This window comes from Streptomyces sp. NPDC060064 (assembly GCF_042736455.1).
Taxonomy (GTDB): Bacteria; Actinomycetota; Actinomycetes; order Streptomycetales; family Streptomycetaceae; genus Streptomyces.
On sequence record NZ_JBHWWF010000009.1, the window covers coordinates 138,222 to 157,564 of the forward strand.

Annotated in this window: 17 protein-coding genes and 2 pseudogenes; 12 read left to right on the forward strand and 7 right to left on the reverse strand. The window is 68.8% G+C overall.

What is annotated here, in order from left to right:
- Positions 1-32 precede the first annotated feature (32 nt).
- From kdpB to ACFWDI_RS13970, 6 genes are all read left to right on the forward strand, one after another.
- Positions 33-2,144, forward strand: a complete 2,112-nt coding sequence (gene kdpB / locus ACFWDI_RS13945; protein ID WP_385303787.1) for a potassium-transporting ATPase subunit KdpB — start codon at positions 33-35, stop codon at positions 2,142-2,144.
- Positions 2,145-2,149: 5 nt separating this feature from the next.
- Entirely contained in the window at positions 2,150-2,827 is a 678-nt protein-coding gene (locus ACFWDI_RS13950) for a potassium-transporting ATPase subunit C (RefSeq protein WP_385303740.1), read from the forward strand.
- Positions 2,828-3,028: 201 nt separating this feature from the next.
- A complete protein-coding gene (locus tag ACFWDI_RS13955) occupies positions 3,029-5,572 on the forward strand; it encodes a DUF4118 domain-containing protein (RefSeq protein WP_385303742.1) in 2,544 nt (847 codons plus the stop codon).
- A 103-nt stretch (positions 5,573-5,675) separates the two neighbouring features.
- Positions 5,676-6,362, forward strand: a complete 687-nt coding sequence (locus tag ACFWDI_RS13960; RefSeq protein ID WP_327326538.1) for a response regulator — start codon at positions 5,676-5,678, stop codon at positions 6,360-6,362.
- A gap of 35 nt (positions 6,363-6,397) precedes the next feature.
- Positions 6,398-6,814, forward strand: coding sequence for an OB-fold nucleic acid binding domain-containing protein (locus ACFWDI_RS13965; protein WP_385303744.1), 417 nt, complete (start codon positions 6,398-6,400; stop codon positions 6,812-6,814).
- A gap of 3 nt (positions 6,815-6,817) precedes the next feature.
- On the forward strand, positions 6,818-7,651 hold the full coding sequence (locus tag ACFWDI_RS13970; protein WP_385303745.1) for a DUF3159 domain-containing protein: 834 nt from the start codon (positions 6,818-6,820) through the stop codon (positions 7,649-7,651).
- An 84-nt stretch (positions 7,652-7,735) separates the two neighbouring features.
- On the opposite strand, the gene ACFWDI_RS13975 is transcribed toward ACFWDI_RS13970, so the two are convergent.
- Together ACFWDI_RS13975 and ACFWDI_RS13980 are read right to left on the reverse strand one after the other, a co-directional pair.
- Positions 7,736-8,413, reverse strand: coding sequence for a TrkA family potassium uptake protein (locus ACFWDI_RS13975; protein WP_326653121.1), 678 nt, complete (start codon positions 8,411-8,413; stop codon positions 7,736-7,738).
- Entirely contained in the window at positions 8,413-9,081 is a 669-nt protein-coding gene (locus ACFWDI_RS13980) for a TrkA family potassium uptake protein (protein WP_327326541.1), read from the reverse strand. The genes ACFWDI_RS13975 and ACFWDI_RS13980 overlap by 1 nt, the downstream gene beginning before the upstream one ends.
- A gap of 185 nt (positions 9,082-9,266) precedes the next feature.
- Between ACFWDI_RS13980 and ACFWDI_RS13985 the strand changes: the two genes are divergently transcribed.
- The 3 genes and pseudogenes from ACFWDI_RS13985 to ACFWDI_RS13995 all read left to right on the forward strand — a co-directional run.
- On the forward strand, positions 9,267-11,315 hold the full coding sequence (locus ACFWDI_RS13985; protein ID WP_385303746.1) for an APC family permease: 2,049 nt from the start codon (positions 9,267-9,269) through the stop codon (positions 11,313-11,315).
- Between the two features lie 153 nt (positions 11,316-11,468).
- Entirely contained in the window at positions 11,469-12,797 is a 1,329-nt protein-coding gene (locus ACFWDI_RS13990; RefSeq protein ID WP_385303748.1) for a class I SAM-dependent RNA methyltransferase, read from the forward strand.
- A 144-nt stretch (positions 12,798-12,941) separates the two neighbouring features.
- Positions 12,942-13,193: pseudogene (locus ACFWDI_RS13995) on the forward strand (PucR family transcriptional regulator); the annotation flags it as partial.
- An 8-nt stretch (positions 13,194-13,201) separates the two neighbouring features.
- Here ACFWDI_RS13995 and ACFWDI_RS14000 read toward each other — a convergent pair.
- Positions 13,202-13,597, reverse strand: a complete 396-nt coding sequence (locus ACFWDI_RS14000) for a molybdopterin-binding protein (RefSeq protein WP_385303750.1) — start codon at positions 13,595-13,597, stop codon at positions 13,202-13,204.
- Between the two features lie 180 nt (positions 13,598-13,777).
- Here ACFWDI_RS14000 and ACFWDI_RS14005 point away from each other — a divergent pair.
- Positions 13,778-13,990 (forward strand): annotated as a pseudogene (locus tag ACFWDI_RS14005) (IMP dehydrogenase); the annotation flags it as partial.
- Positions 13,991-14,037: 47 nt separating this feature from the next.
- Here the strand turns inward: ACFWDI_RS14005 and ACFWDI_RS14010 are convergent.
- Complete coding sequence (locus tag ACFWDI_RS14010) at positions 14,038-14,706, reverse strand: TetR/AcrR family transcriptional regulator (RefSeq protein ID WP_385303752.1); 669 nt, start codon at positions 14,704-14,706, stop codon at positions 14,038-14,040.
- 64 nt (positions 14,707-14,770) lie between these two features.
- Here ACFWDI_RS14010 and ACFWDI_RS14015 point away from each other — a divergent pair, with 64 nt between their 5' ends.
- Entirely contained in the window at positions 14,771-16,300 is a 1,530-nt protein-coding gene (locus ACFWDI_RS14015) for a monooxygenase (protein ID WP_385303754.1), read from the forward strand.
- Between the two features lie 58 nt (positions 16,301-16,358).
- Here ACFWDI_RS14015 and ACFWDI_RS14020 read toward each other — a convergent pair whose 3' ends face one another.
- The 3 genes from ACFWDI_RS14020 to ACFWDI_RS14030 are packed head-to-tail and all read right to left on the reverse strand — an operon-like array spanning position 16,359 to position 18,028.
- Positions 16,359-17,516 carry a sensor histidine kinase gene (locus ACFWDI_RS14020; protein ID WP_385303755.1) on the reverse strand — a complete coding sequence of 386 codons (1,158 nt, stop codon included), beginning with the start codon at positions 17,514-17,516 and terminating at the stop codon, positions 16,359-16,361.
- A gap of 48 nt (positions 17,517-17,564) precedes the next feature.
- Complete coding sequence (locus tag ACFWDI_RS14025) at positions 17,565-17,747, reverse strand: hypothetical protein (RefSeq protein WP_385303757.1); 183 nt, start codon at positions 17,745-17,747, stop codon at positions 17,565-17,567.
- The gene (locus ACFWDI_RS14030; protein WP_385303758.1) at positions 17,744-18,028 is read right to left on the reverse strand and encodes a hypothetical protein; all 285 of its coding nucleotides are present in this window, start codon (positions 18,026-18,028) and stop codon (positions 17,744-17,746) included. The genes ACFWDI_RS14025 and ACFWDI_RS14030 overlap by 4 nt, the downstream gene beginning before the upstream one ends.
- 292 nt (positions 18,029-18,320) lie before the next feature.
- On the opposite strand from ACFWDI_RS14030, the gene ACFWDI_RS14035 reads away from it, so the two are divergent.
- Positions 18,321-19,007 carry a response regulator gene (locus tag ACFWDI_RS14035; protein ID WP_385303759.1) on the forward strand — a complete coding sequence of 229 codons (687 nt, stop codon included), beginning with the start codon at positions 18,321-18,323 and terminating at the stop codon, positions 19,005-19,007.
- The last annotated feature ends 336 nt before the right edge of the window (positions 19,008-19,343 follow it).

Consider the following 19,343-nt stretch of genomic DNA (forward strand, 5'->3'; position numbering starts at 1 on the left):
CCGAAACGAAGAAGCTCGAGGAGCCCGGCTCCATGTCCACTGCCACTCCGACCCGGGCGCCGCACAGCGATGTGCCCACCGGTCACAAGCACGACGCCACCCGCGTCGGCGGGGGGTTGTTCGACCCCAAGCAGCTGATCAAGTCCCTCCCGGACGCCGTCAAGAAGCTCGACCCGCGGGTGATGATCAAGTCACCGGTCATGTTCGTGGTCCTGGTCGGTTCCGTGCTGACGACGATCTTCGCGATCAAGGACCCGACCGACTGGTTCGGCTGGGCGATCGCGGCCTGGCTGTGGCTGACCACGATCTTCGCCAATCTGGCGGAGGCGGTCGCCGAGGGCCGCGGCAAGGCGCAGGCCGACACCCTGCGCAAGGCCAAGACCGACACGGTCGCGCGGAGGCTCATAGGCAAGACCGAGGAGCGGGTGCCCGGCACCGAGCTGCGCATCGGTGACCTGGTGGTCTGCGAGGCCGGTGACATCATCCCCGGCGACGGAGACGTCGTCGAGGGCGTGGCGTCGGTCGACGAGTCGGCCATCACCGGTGAATCGGCCCCGGTCATCCGCGAGTCGGGCGGCGACCGGTCCGCGGTCACCGGTGGTACGAAGGTGCTCTCCGACCGGATCGTCGTCAAGATCACGACGAAGCCGGGTGAGACGTTCATCGACCGGATGATCGCCCTGGTCGAGGGTGCTGCCCGGCAGAAGACGCCCAACGAGATCGCGCTCAACATCCTGCTCGCGTCCCTCACGATCGTCTTCCTGCTCGCGGTCGTCACGCTGCAGCCGTTCGCGAAGTACGCGGGCGCCGAGCAGACCATGATCGTGCTGGTCGCGCTGCTGGTCTGCCTCATCCCGACCACCATCGGTGCACTGCTGTCCGCGATCGGCATCGCCGGTATGGACCGGCTGGTGCAGCGCAACGTACTGGCGATGTCGGGGCGTGCGGTCGAGGCCGCCGGTGATGTTTCCACGCTGCTGCTCGACAAGACCGGCACCATCACGCTCGGCAACCGGCAGGCCGCCGAGTTCGTACCCGTCAAGGGCACGACGGAGGCCGAGCTGGCGGACGCCGCGCAGCTGTCCTCGCTGGCCGACGAGACCCCGGAGGGCCGCTCGATCGTGGTCCTGGCGAAGGAGAAGTACGGTCTGCGCGAGCGCCAGCAGGGCGAGCTGATCGATGCCGAGTGGGTGCCCTTCACGGCCCAGACCCGTATGTCGGGTGTCGACCTCGTCGAGAACGGAACGGGCCGAAAGGTCCGCAAGGGCGCGGCCGGTTCGGTCATCACCTGGGTCACCGAGCACGGTGGCCGGGTCGCCGAGGACGCCGACGCGACCGCCAACCAGATCTCGCAGGCCGGCGGTACGCCGCTGCTGGTCGCGGTCGAGGACGACGAGGGTGCCCGCGTGCTGGGTGTCATCCACCTGAAGGACGTCGTCAAGGAGGGCATGCGGGAGCGGTTCGACGAGCTGCGCCGTATGGGCATCAAGACCGTCATGATCACGGGTGACAACCCGCTGACCGCGAAGGCGATCGCGGATGAGGCCGGCGTGGACGATTTCCTCGCGGAGGCCACCCCCGAGGACAAGATGGCGCTGATCAAGCGGGAGCAGGCCGGTGGCAAGCTCGTCGCGATGACCGGTGACGGCACCAACGACGCCCCGGCTCTCGCGCAGGCCGATGTGGGTGTGGCCATGAACACCGGTACCTCGGCCGCCAAGGAGGCCGGGAACATGGTGGACCTGGACTCCAACCCGACCAAGCTGATCGAGATCGTCGAGATCGGCAAGCAGCTGCTCATCACCCGGGGCGCGCTGACGACCTTCTCGATCGCCAACGACGTCGCGAAGTACTTCGCGATCATCCCGGCGATGTTCGCGGTGGTCTACCCGGGCCTGGACAAGCTCAACATCATGAACCTGTCCTCCCCGGAGTCGGCGATCCTGTCCGCCGTCATCTTCAACGCGCTGATCATCATCGCGCTGGTGCCGCTCGCCCTGAAGGGCGTGCAGTACAGGCCGACCAGCGCGGACAGGATGCTCCGCCGCAACCTGGGGATCTACGGCCTCGGCGGCCTGATCGCCCCGTTCATCGGCATCAAGCTCATCGACCTGCTCATCTCCCTCATCCCTGGCATCGGGTGACGACCATGAACAACTCTGCAGGAAACACCGCACGGCTGGCCTGGGCGGCGCTCCGCGCCCTCCTCGTCCTGACCCTGGTCTGCGGCGTCGTCTACCCGCTCGCCATCACCGGGGTGGCCCAGGCCCTCTTCAACGACAAGGCCAACGGCTCCGAGATCACGGCGGACGGCAAGGCCGTCGGCTCCGACCTCATCGGCCAGACCTACAACCTGCCGAAGAAGGACCCCAATGACCCGGAGGAGGCGGCGGCACCGGACCTGAAGTGGTTCCAGCCGCGCCCCTCCAACGGTCTGGGCACCAACAGCGTCAACACCCAGTACAAGCTCATCCTCTCCGGCGCGACCAACCGCTCCGGCGACAACCCAGAGCTGATCAAGTGGGTCACCGACGCCAAGGCCGCCGTCGTCAAGGACAACTCCACCGCCACCTACAAGGTCAAGCCCTCGGACGTGCCGGCCGACGCCGTCACCTCCTCCGGCTCCGGCCTGGACCCGGCCATCTCCCCCGAGTACGCCAAGCTCCAGATCCACCGCGTCGCCGAGAAGAACCACCTCGACGTCGCCCAGGTCGACAAGCTCGTCAAGGACAACACCGACGGCCGCACCCTCGGCTTCATCGGCGAGCCGACCGTGAACGTCCTCAAACTCAACATCGCACTCAAGGCACTCACCGAGAAGGGCTGATCCGCGGTCAACACGGCTGCGGCCCGCAACCATCCGGCGGACCCCTGCCGGCGAAGCGCCGGGGACCGCCATCAGAGCCGGGGACAGGCATCAGAATCGCGTCAATACGCAGCTGAGGCCCGTCCCCGGCCCGATTTTTCCGAATCTCCGGCCGTAAGGTCGACGCAGCGTACACAGCTGTTCCTGAAAGACAATGAGGCCATGGGACGCGGCAAGCTACGGATATATCTCGGCGCGGCGCCGGGCGTCGGCAAGACGTACGCGATGCTGTCCGAGGCGCACCGCCGTGTGGAGCGTGGCACCGACTGTGTCGTCGCCTTCGTGGAGCACCACGGACGCTCCCGCACCGAAGTGATGCTGCACGGCCTGGAGCAGACCCGGCGCCGCGAGATCGAGTACCGCGGCAGCGTCTTCACCGAGATGGACGTCGACGCGGTCCTCGAACGGCATCCCACCGTCGCCCTCGTGGACGAACTGGCCCACACCAATGTGCCCGGCTCCCGCAATGCCAAGCGCTGGCAGGACGTCGAGGAACTGCTCGCGGCCGGCATCGACGTCATCTCCACCGTCAACATCCAGCATCTCGAGTCCCTCGGCGACGTCGTCGAGTCGATCACCGGTGTACGCCAGCGGGAGACCGTCCCCGACGAGGTGGTCCGCAGGGCCGACCAGATCGAGCTGGTCGACATGTCGCCACAGGCGCTGCGCCGCCGGATGGCTCACGGCAACATCTACACGTCGGACAAGGTCGACGCGGCCCTCTCCAACTACTTCCGCCCCGGAAACCTCACCGCACTACGTGAACTCGCCCTGCTCTGGGTCGCCGACCGGGTCGACGAATACCTCCAGCAGTACCGCGGTGAGCACGACATACGCTCCACCTGGCAGGCCCGCGAGCGCATCGTCGTCGGCCTCACCGGCGGCCCCGAGGGCCGCACCCTCATCCGCCGCGCGTCCCGGATGGCCGCCAAGGGCTCCGGCAGCGAGATCCTCGCCGTCTACATCGCCCGCAGCGACGGACTGACCTCCGCCTCGCCCAAGGAGCTGGCCGTCCAGCGGACCCTCGTCGAGGATCTCGGCGGCACCTTCCACCACGTCATCGGCGACGACGTCCCGTCCTCGCTGCTGGAGTTCGCGCGCGGAGTCAACGCCACCCAGATCGTGCTCGGCTCCAGTCGCCGCAAGACCTGGCAGTACATCTTCGGCCCCGGCGTCGGCGCGACCGTCGCCCGCGACTCCGGCCCCGACCTCGACGTACACATCGTCACTCACGGCGAGGCCGGCAAGGGTCGTGGACTGCCCGTGGCCCGCGGCGCACGCCTCGGCCGCTCCCGGATCATCGCCGGCTGGCTGGTCGGCGTCGTCGGCCCTGTCCTGCTCTCGCTGGTACTGGCCGGCCTCAACGACAGTCTGGGACTCGCCAACGACGTCCTGGTCTTCCTCTTCCTGACCGTGGTGTCGGCGCTGCTCGGCGGACTGCTGCCGGCGCTGACCTCGGCCGCCGTCGGCTCACTGCTGCTGAACTACTACTTCACCCCGCCCACCCACACCCTGACGATCAGCGACCCGAGGAACATCGTCGCCATCGTGATCTTCTTCGCGGTGGCCGTCGCGGTCGCGTCCGTCGTGGATCTGGCCGCCCGCCGCACCCACCAGGCCGCCAGGCTGCGAGCCGAGTCGGAGATCCTCTCCTTCCTGGCAGGCAGCGTGCTGCGCGGGGAGACCACGCTGGACGCCCTGCTGGAGCGGGTCCGCGAGACCTTCGCCATGGAGTCCGTGGCACTGCTGGAGCGGGAGAGCGACGTCGCCCCCTGGACCTGCGCGGGCAGCGTCGGCCCCAGTTCCGTCGTACGTCCCGAGGACGCGGACGTGGACATGCCGGTCGGCGACCATATGGCACTGGCCCTCTCCGGCCGTGTACTGCCCGCCGAGGACCGCCGGGTGCTGGCGGCCTTCGCGGCTCAGGCCGCGGTCGTACTGGACCGGCAGCGGCTGGTGGGCCAGGCGGAGGAGGCCCGTCGGCTGGCCGAGGGCAACCGCATCCGCACGGCGCTGCTCGCCGCCGTCAGCCACGATCTGCGGACCCCGCTGGCTGCCATCAAGGCCGCCGTCTCCTCGCTCAGGTCCGACGACGTCGCCTGGTCCGACGAGGACGAGGCGGAACTGCTCGAAGCCATCGAGGACGGCGCCGACCGGCTCGACCATCTGGTCGGCAACCTCCTCGACATGTCCCGGCTGCAGACCGGCACCGTCGCCCCGCTGATCCGGGTGACCGACCTCGACGAGGTCGTCCCGATGGCGCTCGTCGGAGTGCCCGTGGAGAGCGTCGAGCTGGACATTCCGGAGACGCTGCCGATGGTGGCCGTCGACCGGGGACTGCTGGAGCGGTCCGTCGCCAACATCGTCGAGAACGCCGTCAAGTACAGCCCTGACGCCACACCTGTCACCGTTTCCGCGAGCGCGCTCGGCGACCGTGTCGAGGTGCGGGTCGCGGACCGAGGCCCCGGCGTTCCCGATGACGCGAAGGACCGGATTTTCGAGCCGTTCCAGCGTTACGGTGACGCTCCACGCGGCGCCGGAGTGGGCCTCGGCCTCGCGGTCGCGCGCGGCTTCGTCGATGCCATGGGCGGCACGCTCATCGCCGAGGACACCCCCGGCGGTGGCATGACCATGGTCCTCACCCTCAGGGCGGCGCCCGGGATCCCTCCGGTCAGCTCCGACCTTCCCGCCCAGGTCACCTCATGACCGCGACGGGAGCGCAGCGACAGACGACAGCGCAGAAAGAGACGGCAGCGCAGCGACACACGGCAGCGCAGCCACAACACCGCAGAAAGGCAGGCCGGCAAAAATGACCCGGGTGCTCGTGGTCGACGACGAGCCGCAGATCGTACGTGCCCTCGTGATCAATCTGAAGGCGCGCAAGTACGAGGTGGACGCGGCCCCCGACGGTGCGACCGCGCTCCAGCTCGCCGCGGCCCGTCACCCCGACGTCGTGGTCCTCGACCTCGGTCTTCCCGACATGGACGGCGTCGAGGTGATCAAGGGCCTGCGCGGCTGGACCCGCGTCCCGATCCTGGTGCTCTCCGCCCGCCACACCTCCGACGAGAAGGTCGAGGCACTGGACGCCGGCGCCGACGACTACGTCACCAAGCCCTTCGGCATGGACGAGCTGCTGGCCCGGCTGCGCGCCGCGGTCCGCCGGGCCGAGCCGGTCGGGGGCGGGGACGACGATCTCGTGATCGTCGAGACGGAGGGCTTCACCGTCGACCTCGCGGCGAAGAAGGTGCACCGGGACGGTCGCGATGTCCGGCTGACCCCGACCGAGTGGCATCTGCTGGAAGTCCTTGTACGCAACACGGGCCGACTGGTCAGCCAGAAGCAGTTGCTCCAGGAGGTCTGGGGCCCCTCATACGGCACGGAGACCAACTATCTGCGGGTCTACATGGCCCAGCTGCGCCGCAAGCTCGAAGCCGATCCCTCGCACCCCAAGCACTTCGTCACCGAGCCGGGCATGGGATACCGCTTCGAGCCTTGATCCGGCACACAGGCCGTGGCCGGTAGGCTTTCTGTATGAGTGCTGTACCCCGTTCCGAGAAGGCCGAGAGGCCGGCGAAGCCCGCCGGCCGGTTCCGCCGCATGCTCGACCGGCTGTCCACCTCCCAGGAGGACCTCGAGTCGGAGGAGCTGCAGGAGGACGCGCAGGCATCGGGGTGTACCCGCATCGCCGAATGCAACGACCGCCAGATAGTCCGGGTGACTGGTACCTTGCGCACGGTCACCCTGCGTCCGCGGGCCGGAGTGCCCGCGCTGGAGGCGGAGCTCTTCGACGGCACGGCCCCGCTGGACGTCGTCTGGCTCGGCCGCCGTTCCATAGCGGGCATAGAGCCGGGCCGGAAGCTCATCGCCTCGGGCCGGATCTCCATGAACCACGGCCGCCGGGTGCTGTTCAACCCCAAATACGAACTCCGACCGCTCGGACAGGAGTAGCCGGTGACGTCTTTCGACAAGCCGACCACCACCACGACGAACGACCAGCAGGACAGCGACGCGAAAGCCGTCACGGAGGCCGCACTCTTCGAGGCCTTCGGCGGAGTACGCGGCATGGTGGAGACGGTCCTCCCCGGGCTGCTCTTCGTCACGATCTTCACGGTCAACAAGGATCTCCACATCTCGGCCATCGCGGCCCTGGCGGTCTCCCTGCTGCTCGTCGCGGTCCGGCTGATCCGCAGGGACACCCTCAAGCACGCCTTCAGCGGGGTCTTCGGAGTGGCCTTCGGTGTCGTCTTCGCGATGATGACCGGCAATGCGAAGGACTTCTATCTGCCGGGCATGATCTACACGCTCGGCCTGGCGGTGGCGTACATCGCGACGACGATCGCGGGCGTCCCGCTGATCGGCCTGATCCTCGGCCCGGTCTTCAAGGAGAACCTCTCCTGGCGGACCCGTAACCCCGGCCGCAAGAAGGCGTACGCCAAGGCCAGCTGGGCCTGGGGCCTGATCCTGCTCGCCAAGTGCGCGATCCTCTTCCCGCTCTACTGGTGGGCCGACACCGCTCAGCTCGGCTGGGTTCTGGTGGCGCTGAAGATCCCGCCATTCCTGCTCGCGGTGTACCTGACCTGGGTCTTCCTGGCCAAGGCGCCGCCGCCGATCGACGTTTTCGCGGAGATGGAGGCGGAGGAGCGCGCCGGGAAAGAGCGCCGGGACACCGCGGAGCAGTTCGGCGAGCCGATGAAGCCCCTGGTCGACGATGCGGCGCAGCGCCTCGCGGACGGCGCCGATTCCCCGCGCATCACCGACGGTCCCGCCAGGCACCGCAAGCGCTAGCTCTTCTCGCGGCTTTCTCGCTCATACGCGGATGGGGCGCCCGGAATCATTCCGGGCGCCCCATCCGCGTACTGCCTGCGAGACTCAGCTCGAAGCGTCCTCCCGGCGTACCGAGAGCAGGTCCTCCAGCTGCTCCTCGCGCGCCTGCGCGGCCACGAACAGCAGCTCGTCGCCGGCCTCCAGAGTCTCCTCGGAGCCCGGCGTCAGCACCCGCGAGCCGCGGATGATCGTGACCAGCGAGGTGTCCTCGGGCCAGGCCACATCGCTGACCTGGGTGCCGGCCAGGGCCGACTCCGGGGGCAGCGTGAGCTCGACCAGGTTGGCGTCGCCGTGGCTGAAGCGCAGCAGCCGTACGAGGTCGCCGACGCTCACCGCCTCCTCGACCAGAGCCGACATCAGACGCGGCGTGGAGACCGCGACATCGACGCCCCAGGACTCGTTGAACAGCCACTCGTTCTTGGGGTTGTTGACCCGGGCGACCACCCGCGGCACCCCGTACTCGGTCTTCGCCAGCAGCGAGACGACCAGATTGACCTTGTCGTCACCGGTCGCCGCGATCACGACGTTGCAGCGCTGCAACGCCGCCTCGTCGAGCGAGGTGATCTCGCAGGCGTCGGCCAGCAGCCACTCCGCCTGCGGCACCCGCTCCACCGAGATGGCGGTCGGCGCCTTGTCGATCAGAAGGACCTCGTGACCGTTCTCCAGCAGCTCGCCCGCGATGGAACGGCCCACCGCGCCGGCGCCCGCAATAGCGACCCGCATCAGTGACCGCCCTCCTCAGGGCCCTCGGCGAAGGCCGCCTCGACCTTCTCGACCTCGTCCGTACGCATCATCACGTGGACGAGATCGCCTTCCTGCAGCACGGTCTGTGACGTCGGCAGAATCGCCTCGCCCAGCCGGGTGAGGAAGGCGACGCGCACGCCGGTCTCCTCCTGCAGGGTGCTGACCTTGTGGCCTATCCAGGAGGCCGAGGTGTGCACCTCGGCGAGCTGCACACCGCCGCTGGGGTCGCGCCACAGCGGCTCCGCGCCGGACGGCAGCAGCCGCCGCAGCATCTGGTCGGCGGTCCAGCGGACCGTGGCGACGGTCGGAATGCCCAGACGCTGGTAGACCTCGGCGCGCCGCGGGTCGTAGATACGGGCCGCGACGTTCTCGATGCCGAACATCTCGCGCGCCACCCTCGCGGCGATGATGTTGGAGTTGTCGCCGCTGCTGACAGCGGCGAAGGCGCCGGCGTCCTCGATCCCCGCTTCGCGCAGGGTGTCCTGGTCGAAACCGACTCCGGTGACGCGGCGGCCGCCGAACCCGGAGCCCAAGCGGCGGAAGGCCGTGGGGTCCTGGTCGACGACGGCGACCGTGTGCCCCTGCTGCTCCAGGGTCTGCGCGAGAGCGGCTCCCACTCGCCCGCATCCCATGATGACGATGTGCACGACCGTCCTTCCGGCTGTCAATGGTTTTTTGCTCAGGTTTAACAGGGTCAGGGTCTCAGACCGTGGCCCAAGCTACACACGCGCGGTCCGCCCAGGGACCCCCTGCGCGGGGGAGCGGGAGATTCCGCAGCGGTAGGGGGGTGGTGGGTGGGCGGTGTTCATACGGAACGCTTACGATCCTCTGCGTGCCCAAACTGACCGACGTGCCCAAACGGATCCTGATCGGGCGGGCGCTGCGAAGCGACCGACTGGGAGAAACGCTCCTCCCCAAGCGCATCGCGCTTCCCGTCTTCGCCTCCGACCCGCTGTCCTCGGTGGCGTATGCACCAGGCGAAGTCCTCCTGGTGCTCTCCATCGCGGGCGTGTCGGCCTACCGCTTCAGCCCCTGGATCGCGCTCGCCGTCGTGGTGCTGATGTTCACCGTCGTCGCCTCCTACCGTCAGAACGTGCGTGCCTACCCGAGCGGCGGCGGCGACTACGAGGTCGCCAACACCAACCTCGGGCCCAAGGCCGGCCTCACCGTCGCCAGCGCCCTGCTGGTGGACTACGTCCTCACGGTCGCGGTCTCGATCGCCTCCGGAGTGGAGAACCTCGGCTCCGCGATCCCCTTCGTCGTCGAGCACAAGGTCCTCTGCGCCATCGGGACAATCGTCCTGCTGACGCTGATGAACCTGCGCGGCGTGAAGGAGTCGGGCAAGCTCTTCGCCATCCCGACGTACGTCTTCGTCGCCGGCGTCTTCGTCATGATCGCCTGGGGCGCCTTCAAGGGCCTGGTGCTCGACGAGACCATGAAGGCCCCCACCGCCGGTTTCGAGATCAAGGCCGAGCACCAGGGACTGGCCGGCTTCGCCCTCGTCTTCCTGCTGCTGCGGGCCTTCTCGTCCGGCTGTGCCGCGCTCACCGGCGTCGAGGCGATCAGCAACGGCGTGCCCGCCTTCCGTAAGCCGAAGAGCAAGAACGCCGCGACCACGCTGGCCCTGATGGGCGGTCTCGCCGTCACCATGTTCTGCGGCATCATCGGCCTGGCCATGGCCACCGATGTGAAGATGGCCGAGCAGCCCGCGCAGGACCTGCTGAACAACGGCAGCCCGGTCGGCGAAAGCTATGTCCAGAACCCGGTGATCTCGCAGGTCGCCGCCGCCGTCTTCGGTGACGGAACGTTCTTCTTCGTGGTGCTCGCCGCAGCGACCGCGCTGGTCCTGTTCCTGGCCGCCAACACCGCGTACAACGGCTTCCCGCTGCTCGGCTCGATCCTCGCCCAGGACCGCTATCTGCCGCGCCAGCTGCACACCCGCGGCGACCGGCTCGCTTTCTCCAACGGCATCGTGCTGCTGTCGGGCGCTGCAGTACTCCTGATCTGGCTGTACGGCGCCGACTCGACCAAGCTCATCCAGCTCTACATCGTCGGCGTCTTCGTCTCCTTCACGCTCAGCCAGACCGGCATGGTGCGGCACTGGAACCGCCATCTGAAGACCGAGAAGGAACCGGCCAAGCGCCGCCATATGATCCGCTCCCGCGCGATCAACACCTTCGGCGCCTTCTTCACGGGCCTGGTGCTGGTCGTCGTGCTCGCCACCAAGTTCACGCACGGCGCCTGGGTGGCGCTGCTGGGCATGGTGATCTTCTACGGGACGATGACCGCGATCCGTAAGCACTACGACCGGGTGTCGGAGGAGATCGCCGCGGCGGAGGAGCGTCCCGACGACTATGTGCGCCCGTCGCGCGTGCACTCCATCGTCCTGGTCTCCAAGATCCACAAGCCGACCCTGCGCGCCCTCGCGTACGCCAAGCTGATGCGCTCCGACAAGCTCGAAGCGCTCAGCATCAGCGTCGACCCGGCCGAGACCAAGGCGCTCAAGGACGAGTGGGAGCGGCGCGGCATCAATGTGCCGCTGAAGATCCTCGACTCTCCGTACCGAGAGATCACCCGGCCTGTCATCGAGTACGTCAAGGGGCTGCGGCGCGAGAGCCCGCGGGACGTGGTCAGCGTCATCATTCCCGAGTACGTGGTGGGGCACTGGTACGAGCATCTGCTGCACAACCAGAGCGCGCTGCGCCTCAAGGGCCGGCTGCTGTTCACGCCCGGAGTGATGGTGACCTCGGTGCCGTACCAGCTGGAGTCCTCGGAGGCCGCGAAGCAGCGGGCGAGGAAGCGCCAGGAGTGGAACGCGCCCGGTTCGGTGCGGCGCGGGCCCGTGGACCAGCGGCCCAAGGAGCCCACCGGCAAGAGCTGAGGCTCGAGTCTGCGGGTCTTCGAGTCTTCGAGCCCACGCGCAGGAGCTGAGGCTTCCGCTCGAACGTTCATGGCAGGCGGCCGGTCGACACCCACGTAGAGTGGTGGGTTGTTGTCCGGCCGTTTTCCTTTGATCCTCTGGAGTCACCCCGCCATGCAGAACGCACCTGAGTCTTCGCTGGTCGGGGAGGAGTACGAGGTCGAGGTCGGGCCCGTCGCACACGGCGGCCACTGCATCGCCCGCACCGAGGAGGGGCGGGTGCTGTTCGTACGGCACACGCTGCCCGGTGAGAAGGTCGTCGCCCGTATCACCGAGGGCGAGGAGGACTCCCGCTTCCTGCGCGCCGACGCCGTGCGGATCATCGAGGCGTCGAAGGACCGCATCGAGGCCCCGTGCCCGTACTCCGGCCCCGGCAACTGCGGCGGCTGCGACTGGCAGCACGCCAAGCCCGGCGCCCAGCGCCGGCTCAAGGGCGAGGTGATCGCCGAGCAGCTGCAGCGACTTGCGGGCCTCACGCCCGAGGAGGCCGGCTGGGACGGCACGGTCATGCCCGCGGAGGGCGACAAGCTGCCGAAGGGCGAGGTGCCGGCCTGGCGCACGCGCGTGCAGTACGCGATCGACACGGAGGGCCGCGCGGGGCTGCGCAAGCACCGCTCACACGATGTCCAGCCGATCGACCACTGCATGATCGCCGCCCCGGGGGTCACCGAGCTCGGCATCGAGAAGCAGGACTGGGCCCAGATGGCCACGGTCGAGGCGATCGCCGCGACGGGATCCAGCGACCGGCAGGTCATCCTCACCCCGCGACCCGGCGGCCGACTGCCACTGGTCGAACTGGACAAGCCGGTCTCGGTGCTGCGCGTCGACGAGCGCGACGGCGGCGTGCACCGGGTGCACGGCCGCGCCTTCGTCCGGGAGCGCGCCGACGACCGTACGTACCGCGTCGGCAACGGCGGCTTCTGGCAGGTGCATCCCCAGGCCGCCGACACCCTGGTGAAGGCCGTGATGCAGGGCCTGCTGCCGCGCAAGGGCGACATGGCACTCGATCTGTACTGCGGGGTCGGCCTGTTCGCGGGCGCCATCGCCGACCGGGTGGGCGAGAAGGGCGCGGTGCTCGGCATCGAGTCGGGCAAGCGCGCCGTCGAGGACGCGCGCCACAACCTGCAGGGCTTCGAGCGCGTACGCATCGAACACGGCAAGGTCGAACAGGTGCTGCCGCGCACGCAGATCACCGAGGTGGACCTGATCGTGCTCGACCCGCCGCGCGCGGGAGCGGGCAAGCAGACGGTGAAGCAGCTGGCGGGCCTGGGCGCGCGGCGCATCGCGTATGTGGCATGCGACCCGGCGGCGCTGGCGCGGGACCTGGCGTACTTCCGCGACAACGGCTACAAGCCGCGGACGCTGCGGGCGTTCGACCTGTTCCCGATGACGCATCACGTGGAGTGCGTCGCGATCCTTGAGCCGGTAAAGGAAGGCTCCTGACCTGCGGTTTTTCGGTCTCGTGGGTTCCCTTAACCTGTTTCCGCACATTCGACGGGTGAAGGTTGGGTGATGGCCGCGTTGGCCCTCGAAATCGGTTGACCTGCGGTTTTCCGCAGCAGGCAGCGGTGGCAGGCGGGGCGGTACGACGTGAGAGCGGCGTACAGCAGCAGAACCCTGGGCCCGCTGCTGGACGGCGGACGGGCGTCGCACAGCATGCTGCTGGAGACGCTCGAGGTCTTCCTCGCGCACAACTGCTCCTGGGCCCGGACCGCCGAGGCCCTGCATCTGCACGTGAACACCGTCCACTACCGCATCCAGCGCATCGAAGCCCTCACCGGACGGGACCTGTCCCGCCTCGACCACAAGCTCGACCTGCGTGCCGCGCTGCTGACACGTCTCGCTGGTCACGCGAGGTCGATGTGGACGTTCGTCGACTTCACCCTCGCCGTGACGGTGACTCCGACGTCGATGCCGAGTTCCTCGACGGACTCCCGGGTGACGAGTGAGACCAGCCGGTGCGGACCGGACTGGATCTCCACCTGGGCGGCCACATCGTCGAGGCGTACGGCAGTCACGATCCCAGCGAACGAGTTGCGCGCGGAGGTGGATACAGCGTCCGATACCGGATGCATACCCGCGGCCCGCTCCTTCGCGAACGCCGCCAGACCCACCCCGTCGATCACGCGGTTCCCCGAGCCGTCCCGGTCCATGCGCAGCCGGCCGCCGTCCGCCCACCGGCGAACGGTCTCCGAACTCACACCCAGCAGCCCTGCTGCCTGCCCAATGCTGTACGACGGCACACCCGCACTCTAGGCCAGTGCCGGCAGCGGCCGCTGAGACGGCCGGCGGGAGCGGGCTTCTCTCTACGCAAACCAAGATCGTGGTGGGGGCCCACCACTGGCGGAAGTGCGGCTCCTGCACCGACAGTTCGCCGACGAGGGGGGCCAGCCGGGGGCCCTCGGGGTACTTGGCGGCTTCCATTGCTGCCCCTGTCCGACGTGTTCGGCACGGGGTACCACGCCGCGAAAATGGCGCAGGTGAACCCGCGCATGACGGTGACAGTGATCGGTGACGGCGCGGTCGGGCTGATGGCATTGCTGTCCGCCAAGCAGCTCGGCGCCGAGCGGATCATCCTCATGGGCCGCCACGAGGACCGCACCGGCCTGGGCTGCGAGTTCGGCGCGACCGACGTGCGGCCGGATCTCCGACCTGTGGGGCCGCGAGCCGGCCTTCGCGGAGGTCAGCGCTGGTGTCGCAGGGCGTGCAGCCCCTCAATGAGCAGGCGCAGACCGAACTCGAAGTGGGCGGTGAAGTCCGTGCTGGTGAGCACGGGCAGGGTCGCCGTGAGGTGCGCGTACGACCCGGCCGCCACGGCGTCGCGCAGGCGACCCGGGTCTGCGGGGGCCTCTGCGTCCGGCTCCAGAGCGGCTTGCTCTTCCAGGGTGTGGCCGACGGTGAAATTGGCCACCGCCATCAGGGCGCGCGCCGCGTCCGCATCGTCGAAGCCGGCCTCACGCAGGACGCCGATCGCGGTGTCGGCGAAGTGCAGGGTGTGCGCCCCGGTCGAGTGCGTGCCGGCGAAGACGCGGGCACCGTCGCGGTGGGCGAGCAGCGCTGTACGCATCGCTGCGGCCAGGCCGGCCAGCCGCTCGCTCCAGTCTCCGCCAACGGGACCCCTGGGCGCGCTCACGTCGGAGAGCATCCGCTCCGCCATCGCGGTCAGCAGGTCCTGCTTGGTGGCGAAGTAGCGGTACAGCGCGCCGGCTTGGACGCCCATCGCATCAGCCAGACGCCGCATGGTCAGCGCGTCGAGCCCGGCCTTGTCCAGCAGGTCCAGGGCTGTCTCGACGGTGCGCGCCTGGTCCAGCCGTGCGGGGCGCCCACGTGCGGGGGTTGACGGGTTGCTCATGGGCGCCATTATAGTGAACACCGTTCACGTGAACGCTGTTCACTAAATGGTGGAGGTCATTCTGATGGACACCGACGTGCTTGTCGTGGGTGCGGGCCCGACCGGGCTGATGCTCGCCTGCGAGCTGGCGCTGGCGGGCGTACGGACCCGGATCGTGGAGCGGCGCACCGAGCCGCAGCGTGATTCACGGGCGCTGACCCTGCACCCGCGCAGTGTGGAACTGATGGATATGAGGGGTCTCGCGCCCCGCTTCCTCGCTTGCGGAAAGCCGGTGCCGGGCTGGCACTTCGCCGGCCTGGACACCCGGCTGGACTTCGCCGCGCTCGACTCCCGCCACGGCTATACCCTCTTCCTGGCCCAGGCCCGCACCGAGGCGCTGCTGGAGGAGCGGGCGGGCGAGCTGGACGTCCGCATCAGCCGCGGATACGAGGTCACCGGTCTGCGCCAGGACGCCACTGGCGTCGAGGCGGAGGTGCGCGGGCCCGGCGGGGCCGTCGACACCGTACGGGCGCAGTACGCGGTCGGCTGCGACGGCGGGCGCAGCCTGGTGCGGCAGGCCGCCGGCATCGGCTTCCCGGGCACCGACGAGACACTGACCGGCATGCTCGGGGACTTCGCGGACGTCGACGCAGATCCTGCCGTCCTTGCTGCCGCACGGGCCCGTGGCGTGCTGGTCGTCCCGCTGGAGGGCGGGCTCACCCGGTTCGTCTGCATCGATCCGGAACGGATGCGGATCCCGGCCGGGCAGCCGGTGTCCTTGGAGGAGTTCCGTACCTCGCTGACGCGGATCTGCGGCTCCGACTGCGGGGTCGCGCGGCCGCGTTGGCTTTCGCGCTTCGGCAATGCCACCCGCCTTGCCGCCGCCTATCGGTCCGGCCGCATCCTGCTCGCCGGGGACGCCGCCCACATTCACTTCCCCGCGGCCGGTCAGGGGCTGAACACAGGCCTCCAGGACGCCATGAATCTGGGCTGGAAGCTGGCCGCCACCGTCAACGGCTGGGCTCCGCCCGGGCTCCTTGACACATACGACGCCGAACGCCGCCCCGTCGGGCAGGCGGTCACCGAGAACACCGAAGTCCAGACCCTGCTCGCCGAGTTGACCCTCGTACCGCAATACCAGGTGCCCGCCGTCGCCCTGTGCAGGCTCCTCAATGAACTCCTGTCCTTCGAGGACGTCAACCGGCTGCTCGCGGGACGGGTCTCCGCGCTGAGCATGTCCTACCCGCCCGTGACCGCCGACCCTGACCCGCTGGTGGGACGGCGGGTGCCCGACATAGGTCTGACCGCCGTCGGTTCGGAGGCGATACGCGTCTATGAACTGCTGCCCCAGGGCCGCTTCGTCCTCCTCGACCTCGCCGGGGACGCGAATCTGCCGCAGGCCCTCGCGCCCGGATGGCGCTCAAGGGTCACTGCTCATGCCGTCACGAAGCACGACGAACACGCGGACCTGCACGGCGTGACCGAAGTGCTCGTCCGCCCCGACGGGCACATCGCCTGGTCCACCCGCGCCACCGATGCCGACATCCGCAGTTCAGAGCGGACCGCCGCACTGGCCGCATGGGCAGGCGCACCCGCGGGAGGCGAGGCCTCATGACCGTGACCCGCGGCTTGGAACGTGCGGCGACGAGATGCGACGAGTCCCGGTCACCGCGTCACTCGGGTACTTCGGCGGTCACGGCCCAACGCGTGTCGCCGTCCAGGCGGTTCGCGACGAGGGAGCCGCCGACGAGCGCCAGGCGCTCCCGCATGCCTGTGAGGCCGTACCCGGGCGCATGGTCCGGGTCGGGGAGACTCGAGGTCGGGGTGGCGTTCTCCACGGTGAGCCGCAGCGCGTCCGCGCGGTACTCCACCGTCACTCCGACGGTCTCCCCGGGGGCGTGCTTGGCGGCGTTGGTCAATGCCTCGCGCGCCGTCTGCACCAGCGAGACCGTGGCCGCGGGCGAGATCGGCCGAAGCTCGCCCAGGATGTCCATGTGGACCTCGCTGGGATGGTTGGAGCGGTGCTGCACAGTGAGGCTCTTCAGCGCTTCGGGGAGCGAAGGCACATCTCCACGCAGGGCGGCCACCGCGTTGCGGGCTTCTATCAGGCCCTCGTCCGCGAGCCGGTTGGACCGGCGCACCCGGGTCAGGGCACCGGCTGCGTCGCCCTTCTCGATCAGCGCGGTGGCGACCTTGAGCTGGACGCTCAGCGCGCCCAGCGAGTGCGCGAGCACATCGTGCATCTCCCTTGCGATCCTGCTGCGTTCACCCAACGCCGCGGCCCGCGCCTGCTCCTGCTGGATGAGCTGGTTCTGTGCCAGCAGTTGCTCGGCCTGCTTGGCTCGACCCTCGTACTGGCGCCGGTTGAGGCCGAACAGCGTCAGCACAAGAGCGAGCATCGTGTAGCCGAGTACGTCGGTGAGCGGCTGCCCGGCCAGTGCGCAACTGATCCAGATGGCCACCAGGCACGCGCATGTCACGACCGTCAGCATGCGCGCGGAGGAGGTGATCATCGAGGTGAATCTGCCGAGCAGTACGCCCAGCATGATCACAGCGGTCGAGTCGTCGGAGAACCCCACGACCAGGGCGGGCAGCAGCGCGCTCAACGCCAGCATGGAACTGGCGGCCTCGGGCCGGACGGGATGCAGGACCATGAACAGGGTCCAGCACAGAAGGCTCGCGGCGTACACACCCCAGATCCAGAGCGTGTCCTCCCTGGCCGTCACCATGGCCACGACGAGCACGGCCGTGCCGAGGAACTGCACCACCAGCCAGGCAGGTGCGAGCCGGTCCACGATGCGCCAACTACCGCGTGCGTGTGCCTTGTTCACCTTGCTCCAACGATTGTCGTGCGGTGGCCGTGAGTGATGCGGGCAAGCCTATTTGGTGCCCGTTCTCCGATAGATGATGATCATGGCCGTCAGCACGAGAATAGCTGCTGCCACCACGATGCCCATTTTCCACAGACGGTCCAGCAGCACATCGAAGAGGATGTCTCCCGCCTTCTCACCCCCTGTTTGACCGGCCATGACCGTCTGTGCTGTCTGGATCGTCCGACTCATGTGCGGCCACCGCCCTTGGTGATGCGGTCCAGGGCCGAGAGAACGCCTCGGCGCCCGGGGGCCGGACGGTCGGTGGGCGGGCCCGCGGCCCGCTGGGCGCGTAGCTGATTCCGCACGACGGTCTCCACGCGCCTTCTGACGGCGGTGAGTTGGCCGCCGCGCTTGAGGACGATCAGAATCGTGAAGGCGATGATCACAAGTACGGAGACGGCGGCGACGATCAGGGCGAAGCGAATCAACAGAATGGTCATGACCGTATCGAGGTCCAGGGCCAGGCTCATGTGCGTTCCTTCCGGGGAATGCCCAGAGGGTAGGAACGAGAACCCTTCGGCGGGCCCACCCTGTGGTGGAGATCCGGGCGGAGATCCTCGGCTGTGTGCGTTGCGGCCCGGTCGGTGACGCTCCCCGCGGTCACACACGGTGCCGAGCCCCTCTGCGGGTTGCGGGTAGGTTGGGTCGCCAAAGGAGAGCGGGGAACGCCTGGTTGGGCGATCGCGCTCGGATCGCAGAGGTGTGTGGGGGGTTGCCGGCGTGGATGCTGAGCCCGGATCGGCGCGGATTCGCGTACTGGTCGTGGATGATCAGCAGATCGTTCGTGAAGGTCTGGTGTCGTTGCTCGATCTGATGGACGACATCGAGGTGGTGGGAGACGCAGCCGACGGCGCGGCGGCGGTTCGCCTGGTCGGCGTGACTTCACCCCAGGTGGTGCTCATGGATCTGCGCATGCCGGGAATGGGCGGTGCGGAGGCCACCAGGAAGATTCTCTCCGAACACCCGGACGTGGCCGTGCTGGTGCTGTCGACCTTCGCTGACGACGAGTCCCTGGTCGCCGCGCTGAACGCCGGGGCGTGCGGCTATCTGACGAAGGACGCCAATCAGGAGCAGATCGCGGTGGCCATTCGTAGCTCCGCCCATGGCCAGTCCACCTTCGACCCGGCGGTGACCCGCCGGCTGGCTGCGGCGCTCAGTGTGCCCGCAGCCCCCGCAGCCCCCGCAGCCGCCACGGACCAGGCCCAACAGCCGCCGCCCGCCGTGGCCCCGGCCCGGCGCCGGGTCAACCCCGACGGCCTGACCGGCCGGGAAGTCGATGTGCTCAAGCTGATCGCCCAGGGCCTGAGCAATGGGGAGATCGCCTCGTCACTCTTCATCGAGGAGACGACGGTCAAGACGCACATCAACAACGCGTTCGCCAAGATCAACGCGCGCAATCGGGCCGATGCCGTGCGCTACGCCTATCAGCAGGGACTGGCTCAACCCTGAGCCGCACGGCCGGGGGTGCACACGTCGGGTAACACGCCGATGCTGTCCCGCGTTGGGCACACCGGTCACTGCTGGGGCCGCCCGCGGGTTGCTGTCCCGGGCATCGTTCTGGCTGCCATGGGAAGGCCGTTGGCACCCCGAACCCCTACTGTCTGAGGTTCATTTGAGGTTTGCGGGCCCGGGGGATGGGCATGGCGTAAATCACGTTGGCAATCACTCGGCGTCGCCCGAGACGGCGTACCCCTCGTGGAACTCGGCCTTTGCGCCCCAGGGCCCGTATGTCAACCCCATTGCCGGGCGGCTCAACCCCTCGTCGCGGCCGCGCAGCCCCTAAAT